Source organism: Anoxybacteroides tepidamans (assembly GCF_014201465.1).
Classification (GTDB): Bacteria; Bacillota; Bacilli; order Bacillales; family Anoxybacillaceae; genus Anoxybacteroides; species Anoxybacteroides tepidamans.
Map to the genome: position 1 here is coordinate 35,067 of NZ_JACHEP010000011.1, position 19,976 is coordinate 55,042.

Annotated in this window: 18 protein-coding genes; 10 read left to right on the forward strand and 8 right to left on the reverse strand. The window is 43.6% G+C overall.

Annotated elements, in window-relative coordinates; genetic code table 11:
• The first annotated feature begins 14 nt into the window (after positions 1 to 14).
• From HNQ34_RS10485 to HNQ34_RS17795, 6 genes are all read left to right on the forward strand, one after another.
• On the forward strand, positions 15 to 632 hold the full coding sequence (locus HNQ34_RS10485) for a TVP38/TMEM64 family protein (protein WP_183254277.1): 618 nt from the start codon (positions 15 to 17) through the stop codon (positions 630 to 632).
• Between the two features lie 17 nt (positions 633 to 649).
• Complete coding sequence (lepB, locus tag HNQ34_RS10490) at positions 650 to 1,186, forward strand: signal peptidase I (protein ID WP_183254279.1); 537 nt, start codon at positions 650 to 652, stop codon at positions 1,184 to 1,186.
• A gap of 149 nt (positions 1,187 to 1,335) precedes the next feature.
• Positions 1,336 to 4,821 (forward strand): helicase-exonuclease AddAB subunit AddB, encoded by a 3,486-nt coding sequence (addB, locus tag HNQ34_RS10495; RefSeq protein WP_183254281.1) that lies wholly within the window; start codon positions 1,336 to 1,338, stop codon positions 4,819 to 4,821.
• A gap of 8 nt (positions 4,822 to 4,829) precedes the next feature.
• Positions 4,830 to 8,543, forward strand: coding sequence for a helicase-exonuclease AddAB subunit AddA (gene addA, locus HNQ34_RS10500; RefSeq protein WP_183254384.1), 3,714 nt, complete (start codon positions 4,830 to 4,832; stop codon positions 8,541 to 8,543).
• A 12-nt stretch (positions 8,544 to 8,555) separates the two neighbouring features.
• Positions 8,556 to 9,731: an exonuclease SbcCD subunit D gene (locus HNQ34_RS10505; RefSeq protein WP_183254283.1), complete on the forward strand. Its 1,176-nt coding sequence runs from the start codon at positions 8,556 to 8,558 to the stop codon at positions 9,729 to 9,731.
• Positions 9,728 to 13,105 carry an SbcC/MukB-like Walker B domain-containing protein gene (locus tag HNQ34_RS17795; protein ID WP_183254285.1) on the forward strand — a complete coding sequence of 1,126 codons (3,378 nt, stop codon included), beginning with the start codon at positions 9,728 to 9,730 and terminating at the stop codon, positions 13,103 to 13,105. The genes HNQ34_RS10505 and HNQ34_RS17795 overlap by 4 nt, the downstream gene beginning before the upstream one ends.
• 38 nt (positions 13,106 to 13,143) lie before the next feature.
• On the opposite strand, the gene HNQ34_RS10515 is transcribed toward HNQ34_RS17795, so the two are convergent.
• The 7 genes from HNQ34_RS10515 to HNQ34_RS10545 form a co-directional block, all read right to left on the reverse strand.
• Positions 13,144 to 13,365, reverse strand: coding sequence for a spore germination protein (locus HNQ34_RS10515; protein WP_183254286.1), 222 nt, complete (start codon positions 13,363 to 13,365; stop codon positions 13,144 to 13,146).
• 2 nt (positions 13,366 to 13,367) lie between these two features.
• A complete protein-coding gene (locus tag HNQ34_RS10520) occupies positions 13,368 to 13,781 on the reverse strand; it encodes a spore germination protein GerPE (RefSeq protein ID WP_183254289.1) in 414 nt (137 codons plus the stop codon).
• A gap of 30 nt (positions 13,782 to 13,811) precedes the next feature.
• A complete protein-coding gene (locus tag HNQ34_RS10525; RefSeq protein WP_183254291.1) occupies positions 13,812 to 13,994 on the reverse strand; it encodes a spore gernimation protein GerPD in 183 nt (60 codons plus the stop codon).
• Positions 13,991 to 14,599, reverse strand: a complete 609-nt coding sequence (gene gerPC / locus HNQ34_RS10530) for a spore germination protein GerPC (protein WP_183254293.1) — start codon at positions 14,597 to 14,599, stop codon at positions 13,991 to 13,993. Before gerPC ends, HNQ34_RS10525 begins: the two co-directional genes overlap by 4 nt.
• 47 nt (positions 14,600 to 14,646) lie before the next feature.
• Positions 14,647 to 14,892, reverse strand: coding sequence for a spore germination protein GerPB (locus HNQ34_RS10535; protein ID WP_183254294.1), 246 nt, complete (start codon positions 14,890 to 14,892; stop codon positions 14,647 to 14,649).
• Positions 14,893 to 14,904: 12 nt separating this feature from the next.
• Complete coding sequence (locus HNQ34_RS10540; protein WP_183254296.1) at positions 14,905 to 15,126, reverse strand: spore germination protein; 222 nt, start codon at positions 15,124 to 15,126, stop codon at positions 14,905 to 14,907.
• Between the two features lie 61 nt (positions 15,127 to 15,187).
• Positions 15,188 to 15,412 carry a spore germination protein gene (locus HNQ34_RS10545; RefSeq protein ID WP_183254298.1) on the reverse strand — a complete coding sequence of 75 codons (225 nt, stop codon included), beginning with the start codon at positions 15,410 to 15,412 and terminating at the stop codon, positions 15,188 to 15,190.
• A 137-nt stretch (positions 15,413 to 15,549) separates the two neighbouring features.
• Here HNQ34_RS10545 and HNQ34_RS10550 point away from each other — a divergent pair, with 137 nt between their 5' ends.
• From HNQ34_RS10550 to HNQ34_RS10560, 3 genes are all read left to right on the forward strand, one after another.
• Positions 15,550 to 15,774 (forward strand): spore germination protein, encoded by a 225-nt coding sequence (locus tag HNQ34_RS10550; RefSeq protein WP_183254386.1) that lies wholly within the window; start codon positions 15,550 to 15,552, stop codon positions 15,772 to 15,774.
• 89 nt (positions 15,775 to 15,863) lie between these two features.
• Positions 15,864 to 17,456, forward strand: coding sequence for a long-chain-fatty-acid--CoA ligase (locus HNQ34_RS10555; protein WP_183254300.1), 1,593 nt, complete (start codon positions 15,864 to 15,866; stop codon positions 17,454 to 17,456).
• A gap of 61 nt (positions 17,457 to 17,517) precedes the next feature.
• Positions 17,518 to 18,651: a DUF418 domain-containing protein gene (locus HNQ34_RS10560; protein ID WP_409978367.1), complete on the forward strand. Its 1,134-nt coding sequence runs from the start codon at positions 17,518 to 17,520 to the stop codon at positions 18,649 to 18,651.
• Between the two features lie 14 nt (positions 18,652 to 18,665).
• On the opposite strand, the gene HNQ34_RS10565 is transcribed toward HNQ34_RS10560, so the two are convergent.
• Entirely contained in the window at positions 18,666 to 18,851 is a 186-nt protein-coding gene (locus HNQ34_RS10565) for an aspartyl-phosphate phosphatase Spo0E family protein (RefSeq protein WP_183254304.1), read from the reverse strand.
• Between the two features lie 206 nt (positions 18,852 to 19,057).
• On the opposite strand from HNQ34_RS10565, the gene HNQ34_RS10570 reads away from it, so the two are divergent.
• Positions 19,058 to 19,960 carry a fumarylacetoacetate hydrolase family protein gene (locus HNQ34_RS10570; protein WP_183254306.1) on the forward strand — a complete coding sequence of 301 codons (903 nt, stop codon included), beginning with the start codon at positions 19,058 to 19,060 and terminating at the stop codon, positions 19,958 to 19,960.
• The last annotated feature ends 16 nt before the right edge of the window (positions 19,961 to 19,976 follow it).

Below are 19,976 nucleotides of genomic sequence, written 5' to 3' on the forward strand. Positions count from 1 at the left end.
AATGGGGAGTATTCATGGACGTTGAAACATTAAAACAGTGGTTTACGTTAAAACACGTATTAGAATTGCTAGAACATTATCGCTCTTTTGGAATGCTGCCGGGTATTATCGTTACGCTGTTAGAATCATTTTTTCCTGTACTTCCGATGTTCGTATTTGTAATGGCGAACGCAGCTGCTTTTGGATTGTGGCAAGGAATTATGATCTCATGGATTGGCGCTTGCCTTGGATCGATTCTTGTCTTTTTGCTTGCCAGAAAAATAGGGCAAAAGCGATTTTTTCAATTTTTAAGCCGCCATCAAAAAGTGAGGCAACTCGTAAATTGGGTAGAGCGCCATGGATTCGGTCCGTTGTTTTTATTATTTTGTTTTCCGTTTACACCGTCAGCGATTATTAACGTAGTAGCCGGGTTATCACGCATTAGCAGGCAGCAGTTTATTTTAGCGGCGCTATTTGGGAAAATGGTGATGATTTTTACGATCAGTTTTATCGGATATGACCTTGTAGCGCTCGTCAAACAACCGCTTCGTACAGTAGCTGTTGCTGTGATTATTTTCCTCTTATGGTATGCGGGAAAAAAAGTAGAAGCAAAATTTTCGTTGACGGAAAAAACAAGCAAGGGAAATTCTTAAACCGGGTGGACGATGGTATGAACAAACGACCAATTCATCGGAGAAAATCTGTTATATGGGGAATCGGATTGTTGCTTATTCTTACCATCCGGTTTCTGCTTTTTACGAATTATGTCGTTGAAGGCGAGTCGATGATGCCGACGCTTCGAGATGGAAATTTACTCGTTATCAGTAAGTTTGGGAGCATTCAGCGGTTTGATATTATTGTATTTCATGCGAACAAACAAGAAGATTATGTGAAACGTGTTATCGGCTTGCCGGGAGACCGAATCGCCTATAAAAATGACGTGCTATACGTTAACGGAAAACCGGTAGAGGAACCGTATTTAAAGCCGTATAAGCGCAGGCTGATCGATGGAAAATTAACCGGGGATTTTACGCTTGAAGAAATGACAGGAAAAAAAACGGTGCCAAAAGGGCGCGTGTTCGTATTAGGAGATAACCGCTTAAACAGCTGGGATAGCCGCCATTTTGGATTCGTGAAAATGAACCAAATTGTCGGAAAAGTCAATGCTCGTTATTGGCCGTTTGATGAATTTGCGACCCGATTTTGAGGAAAAGGTATTCATTGAAGTATAACATTTCAAGAATACCTTTTTCTTTTTGTTTTATGGAAAACAGGAATTTTCGACATATCTCTTTCAAACAAACGAACATATGTGCTAAAATAAAGAAAACGATGGAAAATAAAGGTGATGATTGTATGTCGCTTCGTTTTATAATTGGAAGATCAGGAAGCGGAAAAACGACGAGATGTTTGAATGAAATTCGTGAAAAGTTAAAACAACAACCAACTGGCACACCGATTATTTATCTTGTTCCAGAGCAAATGACATTTCAATCGGAATATGCGCTCATTCATACACCTGGGCTTGGCGGGATGATTCGCACTCAAGTATTGAGTTTCACCCGGCTTGCTTGGCGCGTCTTACAAGAAACAGGCGGCATGAGCCGCTACCATTTAAACCAGACAGGCGTGCGCATGCTTTTAAGAAAAATTGTAGAAAAATGCAAAGATGAGCTTACTTTATTTGCGCGTGCAGCAGATAAAAACGGTTTTATTGAGCAGCTCGAAGCGATGCTGATTGAATGTAAGCGATATTGCATTACACCGGTGCAACTTCAACAAACAGAAGCGCAATTGCGCCATCACGCCAATGCGGCAGAAAAAGTGTTAGCGGATAAGCTAAAAGACTTGCAGTTGATCTATGACGAATTTGAACGCCAGCTGATGCACCGATATGTCGATTCGGAAGATTATTTGCGGCTTCTTGCGGAAAAAATTCCGCACTCCCGCTACATAAAAGAAGCAGAAATTTATGTTGACGGGTTTCATCACTTTACCCCGCAAGAGTATATGGTTCTCGAGCAGCTATTGTGTGTTTCAAAGCGTGTGACGGTCGCCTTAACTGTTGATGCACCATATAATGAACACCCCCCTCACGAACTACAATTATTTCGTATGACGGGAAAAACATATCACGATCTTCGTAATATGGCGCTTTTGAACAACGTACCGATAGAGGAAGTACAGATATTACGTGAAAATGTGCGTCATCGCGACGAAGCGCTGCGTCATTTAGAAACACATTACGATGCCCGGCCAGCTGTCCCGTTTTTGGAAACTACCGATTCGGTTCAGTTGTACCAAGCGACGCATCGCCGCGCGGAAATTGAAGGAATTGCGCGCGAAATTATGTACCTTGTGCGTGATGAAGGATACCGGTATCGCGATGTGGCGCTTCTAGTTCGCAATTCTGAAGCGTATCGTGATGTGTTTAAAACGGTTTTTGCCGATTATAACATTCCGTACTTTATTGATGAAAAAGAGCCGATGATGCATCATCCATTTATTGAACTCGTTCGCGCAAGCTTGGATGTGATTAACACAAACTGGCGATATGAAGCCGTTTTTCGCGCAGCGAAAACCGACTTTTTTTTCCCTATTGATAGCGATCTTCAAAAGATGCGCGAGGCGATAGACCAGCTCGAAAATTATGTATTGGCACAAGGAATTTACGGTGCGAAATGGATGGAGCGATGGACGTATCGGCGCTACCAAGGGCTTGAAGGCATTTCGGTGCCACAAACAGATGAAGAAAAAGAATATGAAGAAAAGCTGAACCAATGGCGGGAACTAGTGGCTGCGCCGCTTATGACGCTGCAAAAACGGCTACAAAAGGCGAAAACAGGCCAGCAAATGTGCGAGGCGCTTTATTTGTACTTTGAGCAATTGCACGTTCCGAAAAAGCTCGAAAAACTTCGCGATGAAGCAGAACAAAAAGGAGAATTACTTGCGGCGCGCCATCATGAACAAGCGTGGAGTGCTGTCATTGAACTGCTTGATCAATACGTTGAAATACTCGGAGATGAAACGATGCCGCTTAAACTGTTTGCGACGATTATTGAAACAGGATTAGACAGCTTGCAATTTTCGCTTGTACCACCGGCACTCGACCAAGTGCTCATTGCCCATTTTGATCGTTCGCGCCTGACGGACGTAAAATGCGTATTTATCGTTGGCGTGAACGACGGGGTGATTCCAGCAAAGAAAAGCGATGATGGCATGCTGTCGGAAAAAGACCGCGAGCTGCTTCATCATCTTTCCGTGCGTGTCGCCCCGACAAGCAAAGAGCAGTTGCTTGACGAACCGTTTGCGATTTATTTAGCGCTTGCCAGTCCAAAAGAACGGTTGTACATGACGTATCCGCTTGCTGACGACGAAGGAAAATCGTTATTGCCATCCATGTTCATCAAAAGAATGAAAGAAATCTTTCCGGCCATTCAAGAAAAACAGTGGGGGAATGAGCCGCTTAGCTTATCTCTTGACGAACAGCTTTCGTTCATCACGAACCATTTGATGACGCTCAGGTTTTTGGCGGTTCAACTGCAAGCGTGGAAGCGGCAATACCCAATTGAGCCGATTTGGTGGGATGTATATAACCTTTATGCGGAAGAAAATGAATGGAAGGAACGCGCGAAAAAAGTATTAAGTGCGCTTTTCTATGAAAATAAACCGAAAAAGCTAGAAAGAGAGATTAGTAAAAAGCTGTATGGGCATAAAGTAAAAGCGAGCGTTTCCCGCGTGGAGCAATTTAACCGTTGTCCATTTGCTCATTTTGCTTCATACGGCCTTCGTTTAAAAGAGCGCAACGTATTTCGCCTAGAAGCCCCTGATATCGGCCAGCTGTTTCATTATGCGCTCAAGATGATTACCGAACGCATTAGAGCGAAGCAGCTGGACTGGGCAAGTTTATCGAAACAAGATTGCGAGAAACTGTCGTATGAGGCGGTCGAGCAGATTGCCCCATACATTCAACAGGAAATTTTGTTTAGTTCGCATCGCTATCATTACGTAAAGCGCAAATTGCATCACATCATGGCGCGAACGGCGAGCGTATTAAGTGAACAAGCGAAAATGAGCGGATTTGCGCCGTTAGAAGTAGAGTTGCAGTTTGGTGATAACGGACCGCTTCCTCCGTTAACGTTTCAACTAGCGGATGGCACAACGCTGGAGCTTGTCGGGCGAATCGACCGCATCGACCAAGCAAAAAGTTCGAAAGGAATTTTATTGCGCATTATCGACTATAAATCGAGCAATAAAAAGCTAGATTTTACTGAAATCTATTACGGGCTGGCGCTACAGATGCTTGCGTATTTAGACGTTGTCATTGAGTACGCGGAGCGGCTTGTCGGCGCCAACGCCTTGCCGGCAGGAGTGCTCTATTTCCATATTCATAATCCGATGATTAAAAGTAAAAATGTGCTCTTAAAGGAAGAGGAAGCGGAACAAAAAATTTTTGAAAGCTTTAAAATGAACGGCTTGCTGCTTGATGACGATGAAGCCATACGATTGATGGATCAAACGCTCGATGCAGGAAAAGGCTCGGCGATCGTTCCAGTGAAAATCAATAAAGACGGGTCGGTTTCGAAAACTTCTGCTGTTGTGTCGGAAAAAGATTTTGCGCTGTTACGCCGTCATGTTCGTACCATTTTCCAACAAGTCGGAACACAAATGGTAGACGGAGTTGTCGATATTGCGCCATATAAGCGGAAAAACGAGACCGCCTGCCAATATTGCGAATTTAGAAACGTTTGTCAGTTTGATGAATCGCTTGAACAAGACCGTTATCGCCTATTAAAAAATGCAGCATTAGAACAGTTGCGTGAAACCGGGGGTGAAGAATAGTGGGGAACATGCTTCCGCCAAAACCGCAAGGAGTCCATTGGACAGACGAGCAGTGGCGCGCGATCGCAACCGATGGGGCGCATACGCTCGTTGCCGCAGCGGCTGGTTCAGGAAAAACAGCTGTACTTGTCGAACGGATTATTCAAAAAATACTCGATGAACAACATCCGATTGATATCGACCGGCTGCTCGTTGTGACATTTACGAATGCGGCGGCAGCGGAAATGCGTCAACGAATCGGGGAAAGGATCGAAAAAGCGCTTGCCGAGCATCCGCATTCGCTTCATTTGCGGCGGCAGCTCAGCTTATTGCAAAAAGCGTTGATTTCAACAATTCATTCATTTTGCTTAGACGTCATTCGCAAGTATTATTACCTCATTAATATTGATCCTGTTTTTCGAATTGCTGATGAAACGGAGATTGAATTGTTAAAAGAAGAAATCATAGAGGAACTGTTTGAAGAGCAATACGGAAAAGAAGGAAATGAGGCATTTTTGAACGTTGTCGACCGCTATACGAGCGACCGGACCGATGCTGATTTGCAAACAATTATTTTACGCTTATACGAATTTTCACGTTCTCATCCGTATTCGAACGAATGGCTCAACGGGCTTGTCACGATGTATGATATAGCGGATAATGCAACGATCGACGAGCTTCCGTTTGCCCGCTATTTATTCCAATATATCGATTTTCAGTTGCAAGCAGCTCAGCATATGATTCAACAAGCGCTTGAACTGACGAATCAGCCGAATGGCCCAGTCTATCTCCGTGAAACATTGGAAAATGATCTGATAAAATTGCAAGAATTAGAGAAAGCGAGAAACGATTCGTGGCAGAAGCTTTATGAAGCATTTCAATCGCTTGCATGGGCGACAGCAAAACGAAAGCCGAAAAATGAAGAATATGATGAAGAACTCATTGAAGTAATAAAAGAGTTAAGAGACAAGGCAAAAGCAAAAATGAAAGATGTGAAAGAAGAATTGTTTTCCTTTAAACCTGAAACGTGGCTTCGCCATTTGCGGGAGATGAAGCCGGTGGTGGCGACGATCGTGGATCTTGTTCAGCAATTGGCCGAGCGGTTGCAAAAGCGGAAAGAAGAAAAAGGCATTGTCGACTTTTCTGATTTGGAGCATTACTGCCTGCAAATTTTGCGCGATCCTTCATCAACGCCTGACCGGCCGATCCCTTCCGACGCAGCTCTTGATTATCGTGCGCAGTTTGTCGAAGTGCTTATTGATGAATATCAAGATGTCAATATGGTACAAGAAATGATTTTACAGCTTGTCATTCACGACGATGAAGCAATGGGTAATTTATTTATGGTTGGAGATGTAAAACAGTCGATTTACCGTTTTCGTTTAGCAGAGCCATTTCTCTTTTTAAAAAAATACCAACGATTTTCAACGAGCGGTGAGGGCGCAGGTGTTCGTATTGATTTGGCGCGAAACTTCCGCAGCCGCCGTGAAATTTTAGACGGAACGAACTTTATTTTTAAGCAGATCATGGGAGAAACGGTGGGAGAAATTGCGTATGACGATGATGCCGCATTGCGTTTTGGGGCAACGTATTATCCGGAAAAAGAGCAGCCTGTCGAATGCATTTTGATCGATCGGGCGGATAACGGTACAGAAGAACAAGAGGAACAAAACGAGCAGCAAGAACTAGAAAATGCTCAGCTAGAGGCGCGCTGGATGGCGCAAAAAATTAAACAACTGATCGATGAGCCATTTTACGTATACGATCGCCATTTGCAAAAAGAGCGGCGTATGATGTATCGTGACATTGTGATTTTGTTGCGGTCTATGCCGTGGGCATCGCCAATCATGGAAGAGTTTCGAAAACAAGGCATTCCGATTTATGCGGAACTTTCCGACGGATATTTTGCGGCGACGGAAGTGTCAATTATGTTGTCGCTATTAAAAGTGATTGACAATCCATATCAAGATATTCCGCTTGCTGCGGTATTGCGCTCTCCGATTGTCGGATTAGATGAAAACGAGCTATCGCTTTTACGTCTTGAAAAGACGAAAGGATCGTTTTATGAAGCATTTTTAGCCTTTTTAGAAAAACGGCCGGCGACAGAAAAAGAGCGGGCATTGTATAAAAAAATAGATTCGTTTGCTCAAAAATTGCAAACTTGGCGGACGACCGCGCGGCAAAGCTCGCTAGCTGAATTGATTTGGCGGGTTTATCGCGATACAAACTTTTATGACTATGTGGGCGGGATGCCGGGTGGAAAGCAGCGGCAAGCGAATTTACGCGCATTGTATGAAAAGGCGCGCCAATTTGAAAAAACATCATTTCGCGGAATTTTTCGCTTTTTACGTTTTATTGAACGTATGCAAGAGCGCAATAATGATTTTGGAGCCGCACGATCGCTCGGTGAACAAGAGGATGTCGTTCGTCTGATGACGATCCATAAAAGTAAAGGGCTTGAGTTTCCAGTCGTTTTTGTCGCGGGATTAGGAAAAAACTTCAATATGCAAGATTTACGGCGGAACTATTTAATGGATAAAGATCTCGGTTTTGCCGCGCACTTTGTTCATCCTCGCCTGCGTGTAAGCTATCCGACGGTTGCGCAATTGGCACTTAAAAGAAAGCTAGAGTTGGAATTGCTCGCAGAAGAAATGCGCGTTTTGTATGTTGCCTTGACGCGGGCAAAAGAAAAGTTGTATTTAGTTGGAACGGTCAAAAAGCTGGAAAATGAGAAAAAACGCTGGCAATCTGTTTGTGCGCATCACGATTGGTTGTTGCCGGACTATGTTCGAGCGTCAGCGAAGTGCTATTTAGATTGGATCGGGTATTCGCTCGTCCGCCACACCGATGACTCCATTCTTCGTCACGGTCGCATCGCAGAAAACGAAATTGCTGATCATCCGTCGAAATGGGTGATTCAAGTTGTTGCAGCTTCTGAAATTTATAAGCAAGAAAATAAGCGAGAGCAAGCAACGGAGCAAATGAGCGAATTAATGCAACGAGTTGAGCGCATTCCGATTCAAAGCGATCTGTATGAAGAAGTGGTTCGGCGAATGAACTGGATTTATCCGTATTTGTCGTCCACCGTTTCGCGCGCTAAACAGACGGTGTCTGAATTAAAACGGCAACGGGAAACGTTTGGGGTTCATGGAGATCAAGCTTTGTTGCGTCCGTTTCGCACTGAAATCATCGAACGCCCTCGTTTTATGCAGGCGAAGAAATTGAGCCCTGCTGAAAAAGGAACAGTCATGCACCTTGTCATGCAGCATATCGATCTAAAACGAGATGTCACGGAAGAAACGATTCGCGATCAAATCACTAAAATGGTTCATGGCGAATGGCTGACGGAGGAACAGGCGAGAGAAGTGGATATCGCAAGTATTTTAACATTTTTCCAAACCGACATCGGACGGAGATTGCGCCAAGCAGCGCTTGTGGAACGCGAAGTGCCGTTTAACTTAGCGCTTTCTGCCCATGAGACATATGCACAATGGGGAGATGGAGAAGAAACGGTACTCGTTCAAGGTGTATTCGATTGCGTATTTGAAGATGAACAAGGTTTCGTATTAATCGATTTTAAAACAGATCATGTGCGTTGGGCGGACAACGTCCAGACGTTGATCAAAGAGCGGTATCACGTGCAAATGGAGCTGTATCGCCGGGCGGTCGAACAAATTTGGAAAAAGCGCGTCGATGAATGCTACATCTATGTCTTTGACTGTGCACAATTGTTTCCAATGTAGGGGGGGAGAACGTTGCGAATTTTGCATACCGCCGATTGGCATTTAGGAAAAACGCTCGAAGGCCGGAGCCGATTTCGTGAACAAGAGCAATTTGTGGACGAACTTGTGTCCATTGTTAAACAAGAACAAATTGATGTTGTGTTGATAGCAGGAGATGCGTTTGATTCCGTCAATCCGCCAGCAGCGGCGGAACAATTGTTTTATGAAAGTATTGCAAGACTTTCTGATAACGGAAAACGTCCTGTCGTCGTGATTGCCGGCAATCATGATCATCCTGACCGCCTTTCCGCTACCTCCGTGTTGGCGGCGGCACATTCGATTACATTGCTCGGATTGCCGACAACCGATGTTCAGACGATTTACGTTCCATCGTGTGAGGAAACGTTAGTGCTTGCCGCGCTTCCGTATCCATCCGAATCACGGTTGGCACAACTGCTTGCATCTGAAAATGACGAAAAACAGTTGCGCAAGCAGTACGATGAAAAAGTAGGTGAAATATTTGCGGCGATGAACGAACGTTTTCGCGATGATACCGTCAATATCGCTATGAGCCATCTTTATGTAGCAGGAGGAGCGACATCGGATTCGGAGCGGCCGATTGAAGTCGGCGGAGCTTACACCGTTTCACCGGAGCGCTTTCCGTCACGGGCACAATATGTTGCACTTGGACATTTGCACCGTCCACAAAGCGTGGGGCGTTCGGGCATGCCCGCCCGTTATTCCGGTTCGCCGCTTGCTTATAGTTTTTCGGAAGCGGGATACGCCAAATCAGTCACCATTGTCGATGTGCATCCTAGACAGGAAGCGAACGTGTCGGAAATTCTGTTATCAAGCGGCCGGCCACTTGTCAAATGGAAAGCGACCGAAGGCGTAGCACAAGTGTATCGGTGGCTTGACGAAGGAAAGGACCGGAACGCGTGGATTGACTTAGAAATTAATGTCGAACATTCATTAACATTAGAAGAAATTCATCGTTTGCGAAAGCTGTATGATGGATTTATATATATTCGCCCGCATTTTTTAACGAAAGAAGAAATGGTGCAGGAAACGCGGGAACATGTCGCGATTGAAACATTGTTTGAACGCTTTTATGAAAAACAAACTGGCGGAGCGAAACCGACGAATGAACTTGTTCAGCTGTTTCTCGAACTACTTGCCGATGAAGACGAGGATGGTGACGACCAGTGAAGCCGATTCGCTTAACGGTTGCGGGATTACATAGCTTTCGCGAAAAGCAAACGATTGAATTTGAAAAGCTGTGCGAAGGCGGTCTTTTTGGCATTTTTGGGCCGACAGGGAGCGGAAAATCTTCCATTTTAGATGCGATGACATTGGCGCTATATGGAAATGTTGAACGAGCTGCAAACAATACGCACGGAATTATGAATCATGCGGAAAACGAACTGTCCGTTTCATTTACGTTTGAGTTAGCTAACGCCAATGGGAAGAAGCGATACACGGTTGAACGAAGTTTTAAACGAAGCGATGAACTTCGTGTAAAAACAGCCGCAAGCCGCCTAATTGAAGAAGGAACCGAACGAGTTGTGTTAGCGGATAAAGCAAGAGAGGTCGATGAACGAATCAAACAGCTGCTTGGCTTAGAAATGAAAGACTTCACCCGAGCGGTCGTGTTGCCGCAAGGGAAATTTGCTGAATTTTTATCGCTGAAAGGTGTCGAGCGGCGGCAAATGTTACAGCGGCTTTTTAACCTTGAGCGATACGGGGATGAGTTAAATAAAAAATTAAAGGCAAGACTGACAAAAGCAACGGCAAAATTAGAAACGATTCGAGCGGAGCAAACAGGGCTTGGAGATGCTTCAAAAGAAACGGTCGATGAGCAAAAACGGCAATTATCGGCGCTTGAACGGGAGCTTGAACAGCAACAGTTGCGGCTTCAACAAATAAACGAGCGCTATGAACGAGAAAAACAGCTATGGCAATGGCAAAAAGAAAAAGAGTACGTAAAACATCAATTAGAAATGTGTCGCCAAGAAGAAGAAATGATCGTTCATCTCGAGCAAAAGCAAAAGCAAGCCGAGAAAGCGGAACGGCTGCTTCCGTACGTTCAACAATACGAACAAGCAAAACGAGAAGTCGAAAAATGGACAAACGAACTTGAAACGATGGAAAAGCAATTATACATTGCGCGACAGCAATATGAACAAGCGACGGAAGCATATCGCTTGATCCGAGCAAAAAAAAATGAAGAAGAACCGAAATGGTTACAAAAAAAAGAACAGCTCTTGCAGGCGCAACAACTGTTGGAGCGAATGAAGCAAATCGAACGAGAAATCGATGAGATGAACAAACAAATCGAACATATCGCTGCAAAAGAAGAGCAGGCGAAACAAGCTTTCGAACAGCTTTCCGATCTTTATGAACGGGCGCTAGAAAAGCAGAAAAGATTAAAAGAAGAATGGCAGCAAAAACAAGTAGACGCGCAAGTGAAAGAGCGCATGTATCGGGCATATGAAGAGAAAAAGGATATTCAAACGCTCGATCAACTGTTACAAGAGACTAAAGAAGAATGGCGACAAAAGCAAGCGCGCTATGATCAACTTGTGCAAATGGAAAATGCGCATGTGCGGCAATGGGAGAACTTAAAGAAAAAAGAGCATGAACATTTTAGACGAATCGAAATGTTCTATCACCGCATATGTGAGTGCGAAGGACAACTAGAAAAGCTTCTCTATAAAATCAAGCAAAAACAAAAATTAGCCGAGCAAGAACGCATTCGTCATGCGGCATCGATGCTAGCTGTTACATTAGAAGACGGAAGCCCTTGCCCTGTTTGCGGCTCTATTCATCATCCTGCTCCTGCGCAACCGCCAAGCAGTCATACCGGCGAACAACAGCTGGCGGAATGGGCAGAATGGTTTGAGCAAGCACAAGCGCTTGTTCAACCATTTCAGGCGTTGAAAATGCAGTTTCAGCAGTTAGCGGAAATGATGATGCAAGAAGAGCAACAACCGTTTACCATAAGCCATATAGAAAAAGCGAAAAAAGAAATGGAAAGCGAGCAAAATTGTTCGATCGCTGAACAGCTGCACCACCTTTCCGTTGAAATAAAAGCGCTGCATCAAGATTACTTGCAATGCCGCGAAGACACGAATGATATACTTAAACAACGAAAAATGCTCGAAACAAGGCGGCAAGATGTTTTGCACCAACAAGCGGCTCTCGAGCAAGAGATCAACGAACGGATCGAGAAATATGCCGAACGGGAACGCGTGCGAGAAGAAAAGCTGAAAAAATGGTTGGAAACGTATCACGATCTATCGTTTGAAACGATCGAACAAATGATGAAACAATTGCAGGATGCTGAAAAAGAGGCACAATCGCTGCAAGAGAGGATTGAGAAAAGTGTTCGTTTTTTAGAAGAAAAAAGTGCGGAGCGCGAAAAGTTAAAAGAACAATGGCAACAGCTCGCACGAGAAAAAACAGAATGCTCAACGTTGCGGCAAATGAAACAGCAACAACATCAAGAATATGAACGGGTATTACCGATTTCCATTCACTGGAGAGAGCTTCAGCATTCATTAGCAGAAATCGAACAGCAACTGTTGCAACTGCAAAAACAAGAAGAAGAAGCATATGAAAAATGGGCTCATTCACAGCGGCAATATCAAATGTTAGAAGCGAATCAGCAGGCGGCACAATTGGCGCTTTCTGAAAGTGAAAAGCGATTCGAACAAACACATGCCGAATGGAGTGAACAACTCGAGCGAAGCGAATTTGCCACGAACGATGAAATTCGTCAAGCATTGTTAACAACGGAAGAAAAAACAATAATTTCTAATAAAGTGGCGCAATACCGTGAAAAATGGCTAAAATGGCAAAACGAATGGCAACGGCTCACAGAAATCATGAACGGCGCCGAAATAAAAGAAGAGCAGTGGCTAGAAACAGAGCGGTTACGTCTAGAAGAGGAAGAGAAGATGACGGAATTAATCAAGCGCACCGCTTCAACGAAAGCAAAAGTCGAAGAGTTAATCGAAAAACATGCTCGTTTTCAGGAACTGGAGCGGCAACGTGTCGATGTGGAGCGATTAGTGAATCAATATCGCGAGTTGCAAAACGTGTTGCGTGGCAACAGCTTTGTCGAGTTTATTGCCGAAGAACAATTGATACATGTCACCCGCGATGCATCTGAGCGGCTTGGGGCATTGACGCGGCAAAGATATGCGATTGAAGTCGACTCAGAAGGCGGTTTTATCATTCGCGACGACGCAAACGGCGGGGTTCGCCGTCCAGTGACGACGTTGTCAGGTGGGGAAACATTTTTAACTTCCTTGTCACTAGCGCTCGCATTATCCGCACAAATTCAACTGCGCGGCGAATATCCATTGCAGTTTTTCTTTTTGGACGAAGGATTCGGTACTCTTGACGGCGAGTTGTTAGATGTCGTGATTTCAGCTCTAGAAAGATTGCAATCAAACGATATGGCGATCGGTGTCATTAGCCATGTTCAAGAATTGCGCGTTCGTCTGCCGAAACGGCTCATTGTCGAGCCAGCGGAACCGTCCGGACGCGGCACGCGCGTCACATTAGAAGTTATGTAGGAAAACGAAAAGGTTGAGAGAAACTTTCTCAACCTTTTTTAATTATTGCCGGCTACATTACTGTCAAACACGTCGGGATCGAAAGAGTTCGTAAAACTAATACCGTTATTTGTAATAATGAAGTCTCCTGTATTAAACCCTCCAGACCCTGCTTGTGTTTTCGTCGCCACTTTTGGAGCGATGTATAACGTATCGCCGACTTGAAACACGGCGCCGCTGCTTACATTTGTAATTTTAATCGGACCAACAACCGCAGGCATATTCACCCATCCTTTGTTATATGAATCGTCGCTTGCGGAATAGAAGAAGTGGAAGAAGAATCTGCTAATTGGCGAATATGTTTGATTCTAGTTTCACCGTTAATAGTGGAGGTGGAGCCAATATGAACGACTGATGCCGTCGAAGCGGCGATCAAGTAAATCGAGCGAACGGAAAGAACAGGTGATTCATTGAGCCGATGAATGTGAAGAGGTACAGAAACATCTAATTTAGGAATCGGTTTCGTAAAAACAGGAAACGTTCCTTCTCCTTCATTTCCGAAAAAAAGTTCATATTGCCGTTGAACAGCTAAAATGTTCGAGCGAGTGGTAATTTCCCGAGAATCGCCGATTTGCAGAACGGAGCTAAGAAGGATCGTTTTACTATTAAGTTGCTGAACCATCGATAATCGTTTCACAATATGAACAACCTTTCATCATAATAAATTTTATGATCCTTTTGGAGCAAGCGGAACGAGCGGACCGATAATCAATGATTCGGGCGGAGTATCAAAAGCGGAAGATAAGTGAATTGTATCGACATCGCCAATTAGAAAGATCGATGAGCTCGTTACAGCGGTGAGATAAATATCGCCGACTTGCACTTCACGGTTAATGACCGTATAGTTCATAGTTTCCCCCCTTGTTTTGGCAGATGTTTGATAAAGCTTTCTAGAGATTGTTCAATATCTTCTTTCATTTTTGTGAAAATTTCCGTTTCGACATCTTCTGAAGAATTCGGATCTGGAACATAGCCGCTGTTCATTTTTTGTTGCAAATAAAAACGAATTCGTTCGTCTATTTGACGATGAATGTCTTGCAGAATAAATTGTCGATACGTTTCATCGAGAGGATAGGCGTATTTTTCTTCTAATTGCTCTAATATTTTTTTGCAATCACTAGTTAAATATTGGTTCACTTTTGCTTGAATGTTGCGGAGTAACACAGGCTCTGGCTTTGGAACGACTGTTTTTTCCGGACTGACTACAAAGTCTTCAATCGTCCCTGCTCCGTTTGGAGTGAGTCCAATATTTAGCGTTCCTTCCAACGTCTCGACTTTTAGCTGATCAAATTTATATTCAATTTTTTCAATCGTCGTTTGTGGATGTTGCTTTATTTCCTGAATCTCTTTTTCAAGACGGGCAAGCTGTTGTTCGAGCTGTTTGATTTTATTTGTTTGCCATATTAAATATTGCTGCAGTTTTGTAAAATAATCGTGTGGAAACGAAGCGCTCATGTGGACAATCACCCTCTCAAAGGTCCCTTCTCTTTCAAGTATATTAGCTATAGGTTGTTGTCATCACTTTCTGCAAAGGTTTTTTCACGAGTCGCAGAATGAAGAGGAACCAATGGAGTGACTGCCGCTGTGATTTTTGCTTCAGGGGCGGGCTGAGCAAACCCTCCTGTATTGCTTAATGTCGAATGAGCTTGAATGCTGCCAGCGCTACCGATTTGTAACACGGATGAGTTCGAGACAGATCCGATTTTAAATTGATAAATCCATATACTTTGGTTGATGTAAAAGTTCATCGTTCCACTCCTTTATACGTTGCCAACGATGTTTTCGTCTGCTATATCTGCATCATTTGTGTTCGTGTTACTGTAATAGTTATATATGTGCAAACCGTTCCCTGTATTAAAAGAACCAGCACCGGCAAACGTTTTGGCGACGCTATATGGCGAAATCGCAAAAACATCTCCGATATGGAACACCCCGCTGCTCCCAATACTGTTCAGCTTTACTACTCCAACGAACGCAGGCATAGCCATACACCTTTCTTTCGTTCTTGCTCTATTTTATGGGCATGGGCGGGAAAGTGTGATTTTAGTTGTTGGCGACATTGTTTGCATCGGCGACATCTGGATCGGCCGTGTTGGTAAAGCTAACAAATGTATTCGTTTGCATAAAATCTCCGTTGTTTCCTCCCCCTGAGCCTAAATGAGATTTGATTGTGCTTTTGGGCGTAATTTGTAGTACGTCACCAAAGTTCACCGTTCCGTCGCCGCTGACATTTGTAATTTTGATCGGTCCGCCAATAAAAGATGGCATACGTTCACATCCTTTCCCGTTCGTCTTATTGTATTGTATGAAACAGGAAAGAAAGTGTTGAATAAGGATGGATGTCCATACCGCTTCTTCTTATAATTCATAAAATAAAGTAATAAAAGGTGAAGAGGATGATGGACGTGCCAGCGGTAATCATTGGTGGGGTGAAAGTAACAAGCGTCGGCGGAAACGGTACAGTCAATATGGGAGATGTGTTGCAAATTGCACCGAAAAGTACATCAAAATCCAATTCCGGAGCAGGTGGAAGCAACACGGGAGATTTTTTACAAACGAATACGTTTTGCAGTGTAACGAATACGATCGACGCGGATGTGAACGGATCAAGCAATGTCGCCAATAAGTGAAAGCGTTACAATTTTGTAACGCTTTTTCTTGAAAAATATGTTATAATTTTATTGAATTTTCTAACATTTGATATAGGGGGATGGGGAAAATGAATGTGCCGTTAGTATTGACTCATTTTTTAGATCGAGCCGTGTCGCTGTATGGCGAAAAAACAGGGGTTATTTGTGATGGAAATGAATTTACATATCGGCAGCTGAACGAAAGAGTGAACCAGCTGTCGCACGGGTTGCGGGAGTTAGGGGTACAGAAAGGCGATCGCGTTGCATATTTAGCGCCGAATACGCTTGAAATGCTAGAAGGTTTTTACGGCGTGTTCCAGCTTGGAGCGGTCATGGTTCCATTGAACATTCGCTTAAAGCCTGACGATTATTTGTTTATTTTGAACCATAGCGAAAGTAAAGTGTTGTTTGTCGACCAAGAACTATATCATTTAATTGTGCCGATTAAGGACAAGCTGGAAACAGTTGAGAAAATCATTGTTCATTATAAAGACGACGAAACAAATGAAACCGCTTACGATGAGTGGCTGGCTCAATTTCCAACTGCCTCGTTTCAGCGTCCAGATATCAATGAAAACGATGTGTGCAGCCTTCTTTACACAAGCGGGACAACAGGAAATCCAAAAGGAGTCATGTTGACGCATCGAAACAATTATATCCATGCGTTAGTGACGATGCATCATCTTCGTGTTTCTGACCGTGACAACTATTTGCACGTATTGCCGATGTTCCACGTCAACGGATGGGGTTCGCCGTTTTATTATACAGCGAACGGAGCGACGCATATTTGTTTGCGCAAGGCGGCGCCTGAGCTTATTTTTGACTACATTCAAAAATATAAGGTTAACGTTATGCATATGGCACCAACTGTGTTAAATTCGCTTTTGCAATATTACGAACAGCATGTGCCGACGATCGACCATTCTGTTCGTGTCGTCATTGCCGGTTCGGCGCCGCCGCCAGCGTTTGTGACGCGCGTCGAAAAAGAACTCGGATGGGAATTTATTCAAGTGTATGGCATGACTGAATCATCGCCGCTCAGCACTGTTTCAACGATTCGCTCTCATTTAAGCCATTTGCCGCTCAATGAACAATATCGCATGAAAGCAAAAGCGGGACATGCGATGATCGGCTGCGAAGTAAAAGTCGTGAATGAGCATGGTGAAGAAGTGCCGCGTGACGGACAAACGATTGGAGAAGTAGTTGTCAGAAGCAACGGCGTCATGAAAGGATATTGGAAAAATCCAGAGGCGACGATGGAAACGATTCGAAACGGCTGGCTTCATACAGGAGATATGGCGACGGTTGATCAATATGGAAACATTGACATCGTCGATCGAAAAAAAGATATTATTATTAGTGGTGGTGAAAATATTTCTTCCATTGAAGTCGAAGGCGTTCTTTACGAACATCCAGCTGTATTAGAAGCAGCCGTCATTGCTGCTCCTCATGAAAAATGGGGAGAAACGCCGCATGCGTTTGTAGTGATTAGGCCAGGACATCACGTCACTGAAGAAGAGTTGATCGCATTTTCCCGCGAGAAATTAGCCCACTTCAAAGCGATTACAGGCGTGACATTTGTGAATGAACTTCCAAAAACGGCATCAGGGAAAATTCAAAAAGTGCATTTACGAAACGAATATTGGCAAACACATGGAAAAATAGGGCGATATGTTAATTAAACATGAAAATGAGGCATCCGCAACGATGCGGAGCCTTTTTTCCTTTGCGAGGAGGGTTATGTTGAGAATCAAGGAAATTGATGTGATAAGAGGTTTTTCTATTTTAGGAATTTTTTTTGTGAATATGCTCGATTTTCATTCACCGATCATGTACATCGAGCTAGAAGAGTGGTGGCAAAGTCCGCTTGACCGCTGGACGGTTACGCTGATTGATGTGGCGGCACAAGCAAGCTTTTATCCGCTATTTGCGTTTTTATTTGGTTTTAGTATGGTCGTGTTTCGTGAACGAGCTATAGAAAAAGGATTGTCGTTTCCACACTTGTTCATTCGTCGAATGGTTGCCTTATTTGTGATCGGTTGTATTCACGCCTTCTTCATCTGGCATGGAGATATTTTAATCACTTATGCGGCGATGGGAGGACTGTTGTTGCTTTTTCACCAAGCATCTTCACGCATGTGGCTAGCAGCATCAATCATTTGCTTTATTCCTTATTTCGTCATCAGTTTGCTATTAGGGTTTGCGGTTCTATCGGGGGAAGCCGAGACGTCTGCTCATTACGAGTCATTAGCGATGGAAGCGCTAAGGAATTACCGGGATGGGACGATCTCCGATATTTTTTGGCAGCGTTGGCGTGATTGGATATATGTGAACAATATCGAAGGATTTTTATTCATCGTGATGATGTTGTTAGCAATGGGATTATTTGGCGGTTATGTCGCGCAAAGTCGATCGCTTCTGTCGATCGCAACAATAAAAAGAACAGCCATCGTTTCTTTATGGATCGGAATGCCGTTAAAACTATTGCCATATTTGTTTGGAAAGAACGTGTGGACCGAATACGTGCAAGATGTATTCGGTGGTCCGGCTCTCTCTATATTTTATGCAGCGGTGATCTGGCTTGTTCTTCAAAAGAAACGATGGAAAATATTTGACTACTTTGCTTCTGTCGGCCGTATGTCGTTAACGAATTATTTATTTCAATCAGTACTTTGTACGTTTTTATTTTATAGCTATGGGTTCGGGCTGTATGGAAGCGTCCGCCCTTTTTATGGAGCGGTTGGGACGGTTGTGATTTATGTCACACAAGCTATCATTAGCGAAAAATGGTTGAAGTCGTTTCATATGGGTCCTATTGAATGGATGTGGAGAACTGCTACGTATGGGAAACGACCGCTGCTTCGGCGTTCACCATAAAAAAAGTCCCTCAGCTACTTAGGGACAAGTGACAGAGGATGTTCTTTATTCGAGAACATCGGTAATGTTTCTTTTACGTATTGATTGATTAACATATCTAACTCTTGGCTGCATTGAAGCGTTTCTTTTGCCGTAAAACCATATGTTAAAGCTAATTTGATCATTTGTTGTCGCTTTTCTTCAATCATCAATATGATCATCGTTTTTCACCAACGTTTTGTTATTATCCTTTCAATTGTTTGTACAACGACTGATTTAGTTATAACCATTATACATCGAATGGAAAAAAAGGAAAGAGATTCGTTAAAATAAGACATAATATTACATATTTCTACAAATTTTTTAGTAGGATTTGTAAAGAAAAAAGAGAATAATCATAGAGACGAACGAAAAAAGGAGGAGCATGATGAAATTTGTCACAGCAGAGCGAAATGGAGAGTTATTTGTAGGTGTTATGAAAGAAAATGACGAAGTTGTTGATTTACGATTAGCGGAACAAGCGATCGATCATTACGCAACGCTTCCTAAAACGCTTATCGAGTGCATAGCGCTAGGGGAGGCGTTTATAAACAAAGTAAGCGAGATCGTTGCATGGACAAAGGAGCATCCTTCTGCACAATATGTGTATCCGTTAGAGAGCGTCCGTTTATTAGCACCGATTCCGCGTCCGTTGAAAAATATTTTTTGCGTCGGGAAAAACTATGTCGAACATGCGATTGAACTAGGAAGTGCGGACGATATTCCGAAATATCTAATGTTATTTTCGAAAGTACCGACAACTGTTGTTGGACATGAAGCAACGGTTTTGCGTCATGAGCATGTAACAAATGAACTAGACTACGAAGGAGAATTAGCGGTTGTCATCGGCAAAAAAGGAAAAGGAATTAAAGAAGAGGAAGCGCTTGATTATGTGTTTGGTTATACGATTATTAACGACATCACTGCCCGCGATTTGCAACAGCGGCATCAACAGTTTTTGCTTGGAAAAAGCTTAGATACTTCTTGTCCAATGGGACCGTGGATTGTTCATAAGTCGCTCATCCCAGATCCAAACCGCTTACATATTGAAACGAAAGTGAATGGAGAAACGCGGCAAAAAGCGAATACCGAGCAATTTATTTTCCCAATTGAAACGATTATTTCGACGATTTCGCGAGGAATGACATTAGAGCCGGGCGATATCATCGCAACAGGAACGCCGGCAGGAGTCGGAAAAGGAATGAAACCGCCACGCTTTTTGCAAACGGGCGATGTCGTCGAAATCACGATCGAAGGAATTGGCACGCTCCGCAACGCGATTGGCGAGTAAAAGAAAAGGGCGCCCA